Source organism: Mesorhizobium sp. M7A.F.Ca.US.014.04.1.1, assembly GCF_003998745.1.
In the GTDB taxonomy this organism is placed as follows: domain Bacteria; phylum Pseudomonadota; class Alphaproteobacteria; order Rhizobiales; family Rhizobiaceae; genus Mesorhizobium; species Mesorhizobium ciceri.
This window is the reverse complement of record NZ_RZRW01000461.1, coordinates 1-4574: the sequence shown is the minus strand read 5'-3', so window position 1 is coordinate 4574 and position 4574 is coordinate 1. Positions and strand designations below refer to the sequence as shown.

The following is a 4574-nucleotide window of genomic DNA, read 5'->3' as shown; positions in this document are numbered from 1 at the left end:
GTCTACCGCAAGCCACCCGCCGCACGCCCGCCATCGGACGACGATTTCGACATGCGCTACGGCCTCAAGCCCGCAACCTTCGGCCTGCGCCCGCAAAACGATTGAGCTTGCGACCCGGCTGTTCTGCCGGCCGATTGAGAAGCCGCGCTAAGCTCGCGCCCTGCCTGGACCGCTTGGGTAAATCCCGTCAGGGAATTCGTCAGGCTGAGTCGGGTGGTGCTGTTTTCGAGAACCGAAGCGGAGCGGACATTTGAGTCCGTGAGCATCGGAAGCGCAGAAAACGGCGCCAGACGGCCAGCCTCACGAATTCAGGGACGGGATTTTAGGCGCAGACGCGGTTGCGGCCTTGCCTCTTCGCCTCGTAAAGCTGGCGGTCGGCGCGGCGATAGAACTCTTCCGCTGTTTCCTTGCGGTCCCAGACGGCTAGCCCGACGCTGGTGGTGATCTTGAGGCGGACATTGCCCGACAGCACCGACATGTTGGCGATCGCCTTGCGGATGCGCTCGGCAAACTTGCCCAGAAGCTCGGCGTCCATGTTGGGCGTGACCACGGCGAACTCCTCGCCGCCCAATCGCGCCACCACATCGTGGTAGCGCGTCATATCCTTGAGACAGCTTGCGACGGCCTTGAGCACTTCGTCGCCGACGTCATGGCCATGGGTGTCGTTGACCTGCTTGAAATGGTCGAGATCGAGGATCATCAGCCCGACAGGCTTTTCGATGCGCCGGAACTCCTCGAGATACTCCTTCAGCGCATCATCGAAATAGCGCCGGTTCTGCATGCCGGTCAGGCCGTCGGTCAGCGCCGCATGCTCGAGTGTTTCCGACCGCGCGCTGAGCGAGACCGTCATGGCGCGCAGCTTGCCCTCCTCCGTCGCCTGTTTTCGAATCAGCGGATAGATGAAGAAAATGCCGAAGAACAGCGCGGTGGCCAGGAGCACGCCGGTCGCGAACAAGAGCTTGTTGAGATAGATGACCTTGTCCAGACCCGAAGCCGTATGCAACTCGTCGGCGAAGGACTGCAGAAGTCCATAAGCATGCAGCGTCACCAGGCCGGCGGCCAGGATCACGAATATAAAGACGAAAAACGCTGATTCCGCCTTGTGGAAACGCATCTGCTCCCCGTTGGAAAAGTGCCCATCGACCTTATGGCATGGGCGGGCTTACGGAGGGTTAATTTGGACAACCACAACGGGAACCTTTCCTTGCAGGTAAACTTTTCAGGTTGCATCGGAAGCAAGCGCTGAGATCGTGGTTTCCAGATCATCACCGGGGTGCAACCTCAGCCATTCCGGCCCCAATTGATGCCTGAACCAGGTGGTTTGCCGCTTGGAATATTGCCTGGTCGCGATCTTGGCGCGTTCGATTGCCTCGGGAAAGCCAATCCCTCCGGCCATCGCCGCCTGCAGTTCGCGAACGCCGATCGCTTTCATCGCCGGCAATTCGGGATCGAGGCCAAGTGCCGCAAGCCGCTTGACCTCGTCCAGCGCGCCCTTGTCCAGCATTTGGTCGAAGCGTTTGTCGATGCGTCCGACCAACGCCGCCCGATCCGGCTCGATCACCAGGAAACGCGCGCTTTGCCTGTCGATGAGCGGCTGGCCGCGCTCTGCCTGCCATTCCAGGATCGAACGGCCAGACGCATCGAGAACCTCCAATGCCCGCACGATGCGCTGGCTGTCGGTTGGCTTGAGCATCATGGCGGCCGCCGAATCCTCGCGCAGCAGCAGGCTGTGCAGCTTGACGGCGCCCTGCTCCTTCAATTCATAGCGCCAACGGTCGCGGACCCGTTGCGGAATGTCGGGCATTTCCGAAATGCCCTCGGCTAATGCGCGAAAATAGAGCCCGGTGCCGCCGACAAAAATCGCTGTCCGTTCGGAGAATGTGCCGTCGTCGATCAGTTTCATCACGTCGCGCAGCCAGGCGCCGGTGGAATAGGGTGTCGCCGGATGGACATGGCCGTAGAGGAAATGCGGTGCGCGGGCGAGGTCGGCCGCCTCCGGCCGGGCGGTCAGCACGTCGAGCACCGAATAGCCCTGCATGGAATCCGTATTGACGATCACGCCACCCCTGCGCTCGGCCAGATCGAGCGCAAGCGCCGACTTGCCGCTGGCGGTCGGCCCGGCTATCAGGATCGCGTTCTTCACGCGGCCCTTGCCCGCCTGCCCGCCGGAATGTTCCATGCCGCTCATCGCCACGCTTGTTTCCCGTCCCATTGAGCGCGCTTTGTCGCTGTCGCTTGCGAATATGGCCTCACGGTCGGTCGGCGCAAGCGCTGTTGTCTGGCTGGCCGAAGGTATCGCCTGCGATCTCGTCCTGCCTGAGGCAGCCGACGCGGCCGCTACGAGTGCCGTCTTGCGCACGGCACTCGCCAGCGAGTCGGTCGACGTGATCGTCCAAGAAGCAGAAACCCGCCGCAAGAAAATCCTGATCGCCGACATGGATTCGACCATGATCGACCAGGAATGCATCGACGAGCTGGCCGACGAGATCGGCGTCAAGGATCATGTTGCCACGATTACCGCGCGATCCATGAATGGCGAGATCGCCTTCGAACCGGCTTTGCGCGAGCGGGTGGCGTTGCTGAAGGGCCTCGACGCCACCGTGGTCGATCGCATCGTCGCCAATCGCCTGACGCTGGCCTCGGGCGGCCGTGTTCTGGTCCGGACCATGCGCGCCAACGGTGCCTGGACGGCACTCGTGTCTGGCGGGTTCGAGGTGTTCACGACGCGAATCGCCGCAATGCTCGGCTTCCAGGAGAACCGCGCCAATCGCCTGCTCGAGCAGGACGGGCGCTTCACCGGCCTGGTCGGCGAACCGATCCTCGGCCGCGCCGCCAAGGCCGACGCGCTGATCGAAATTTCAGCGCGCCTCGGCCTGACGCCCGCCGACGCCATTGCCGTCGGTGACGGCGCCAATGATCTCGACATGATCCGCCTTGCCGGTACCGGTGTCGCGCTTCACGCTAAGCCGACGGTGGCGGCACAGGCCAAGGTCCGCATCGATCATGGCGACCTGACCGCGCTGCTCTATATTCAGGGCTACAGGCAGGAGGACTTTGTGCAATGAAACCAATGCGTACCGAGCGCCTGATCCTGCGCAACTGGGAGGATCGCGACCGCGACCTGTTCCACCGCATCAACTCCGACGACCGGGTGATGGAGTTCTTTCCATTCCGCCGTGACCGCGCCCAGGCGGATGCCAAGATGGACGAGCTCCGGGCCTGGACCACGAAGGACGGATACGGTTTTGCTGCCGCCGAGATCACCGCCACCGGTGAATGCATCGGCTTCATCGGTCTCCTCGACACCGATCATGTGCCATCCCTGCCAGCCGGCACCATCGAGATCGGCTGGCGGCTGGCACCTGAGTTCTGGGGCAAAGGCTATGTCACCGAGGCAGCCGATGCGTGGCTGGCCTACGGCTTCGAGACGCTTGGCCTCGATGAAATCGTGTCATTCGCCGTCGCGGCCAACCGCCGCTCCACCGCCGTCATGCAACGCCTCGGCATGAGCGCGGATCCATCCGCCGATTTCGACCACCCCAGCATTCCCGACAGCCATCCGCATCTCAAACGGCATGTCCTCTACAGACTGTCGCGCCAGGACTGGCAGGCAAGAAAAAGGGCAGCTCGCTAGCCGCCCTTTTTTCAGTGTTGTCGTGTTGTCGATCTTCCGGACCTCAGTCCATCCTGATCGTCACGAACCTGAGCTCGCCGGTCTTCGAGGCCAGCATCAAGAGCGCATTCTTGCGCCCCTGTTCCTTCAAGGCGCCGATCCGGTCCATGACGTCCTTGGGGGTAGCAACCGATTCCTGTGCGATCTCGGTGATCACCTCGCCGGGCTGGATGCCGCGTTCGGCGGCGGCCGAGTCCTTGGTGACGTCGGTGATGACGACGCCCGAAACATCGGCCGCAATGCTGAACTTCTTGCGTGTCTCGTCGTTCAGTTCGCCGACCGTCATGCCGAGCACCGAAGCAGTGGAAACGGCCGGAGCCTTGTCGCCCTTGTCCTGATCGGTGTTGCCCTCCTCGGCGTTGGCGGCCTTCTCGCCATCCTCGAGCCGGCCGAGGGTCACTTTCACCGTCTGTTCAACGCCCTTGCGCACGATCAGCACGTCGACCGCCTTGCCGACAGGGCTTTCGGCGACGACACGTGGCAGGTCGCGCATCTCATGGATATCCTTGCCGTCGAACTTGATGATGACGTCGCCGGCCTGGATCGTGCCATTGTCGACCGGGCCGCCCTTGATCACGCCGGCAACCAGCGCACCCTTTGCGGTCGCCATGCCGAGGCTTTCGGCGATGTCGTCGGTCACCGGCTGGATGCGCACGCCGAGCCAGCCGCGCCGCGTCTCGCCGAACTGGCGCAACTGGTCGACGACACCGGACGCGAGCTGCGACGGGATGGAGAAGCCGATGCCGATCGAGCCGCCGGATGGCGAGATGATCGCCGTGTTGATGCCGATGACTTCGCCCGCGCTGTTGAACAGCGGTCCGCCGGAATTGCCGCGGTTGATCGCGGCATCGGGCTGGATGAAGTCGTCATAGGGGCCGGAATTGATGTCGCGGTTGCGAGC

The 4574-nt window shown here is 63.0% G+C and carries 5 protein-coding genes; 2 read left to right on the top strand and 3 right to left on the bottom strand.

Annotated features, from left to right (window positions below):
- Positions 1–322: 322 nt before the first annotated feature.
- On the bottom strand, positions 323–1114 hold the full coding sequence (locus tag EOA22_RS25030; protein ID WP_013531037.1) for a GGDEF domain-containing protein: 792 nt from the start codon (positions 1112–1114) through the stop codon (positions 323–325).
- Between the two features lie 105 nt (positions 1115–1219).
- The gene (gene miaA, locus EOA22_RS25025) at positions 1220–2188 is read right to left on the bottom strand and encodes a tRNA (adenosine(37)-N6)-dimethylallyltransferase MiaA (protein WP_063168274.1); all 969 of its coding nucleotides are present in this window, start codon (positions 2186–2188) and stop codon (positions 1220–1222) included.
- Here miaA and serB point away from each other — a divergent pair.
- Positions 2178–3065 (top strand): phosphoserine phosphatase SerB, encoded by an 888-nt coding sequence (serB, locus tag EOA22_RS25020; protein WP_082826478.1) that lies wholly within the window; start codon positions 2178–2180, stop codon positions 3063–3065. The genes miaA and serB overlap by 11 nt on opposite strands.
- Positions 3062–3634, top strand: coding sequence for a GNAT family N-acetyltransferase (locus EOA22_RS25015; RefSeq protein ID WP_063168275.1), 573 nt, complete (start codon positions 3062–3064; stop codon positions 3632–3634). The genes serB and EOA22_RS25015 overlap by 4 nt, the downstream gene beginning before the upstream one ends.
- A gap of 43 nt (positions 3635–3677) precedes the next feature.
- On the opposite strand, the gene EOA22_RS25010 is transcribed toward EOA22_RS25015, so the two are convergent.
- A partial coding sequence (locus EOA22_RS25010) for a PDZ domain-containing protein (RefSeq protein ID WP_127390282.1) occupies positions 3678–4574 on the bottom strand: 897 nt, incomplete at its 5' end.

What these genes read in the sequence shown, in the direction of transcription:
- EOA22_RS25030 (WP_013531037.1), bottom strand. Translation starts at nt 1,114, where the DNA reads ATGCGTTTCCACAAGGCGGAATCAGCGTTTTTCGTCTTTATATTCGTG.
- serB (WP_082826478.1), top strand. Translation starts at nt 2,178, where the DNA reads ATGCCGCTCATCGCCACGCTTGTTTCCCGTCCCATTGAGCGCGCTTTG.
- miaA (WP_063168274.1), bottom strand. Translation starts at nt 2,188, where the DNA reads ATGAGCGGCATGGAACATTCCGGCGGGCAGGCGGGCAAGGGCCGCGTG.
- EOA22_RS25015 (WP_063168275.1), top strand. Translation starts at nt 3,062, where the DNA reads ATGAAACCAATGCGTACCGAGCGCCTGATCCTGCGCAACTGGGAGGAT.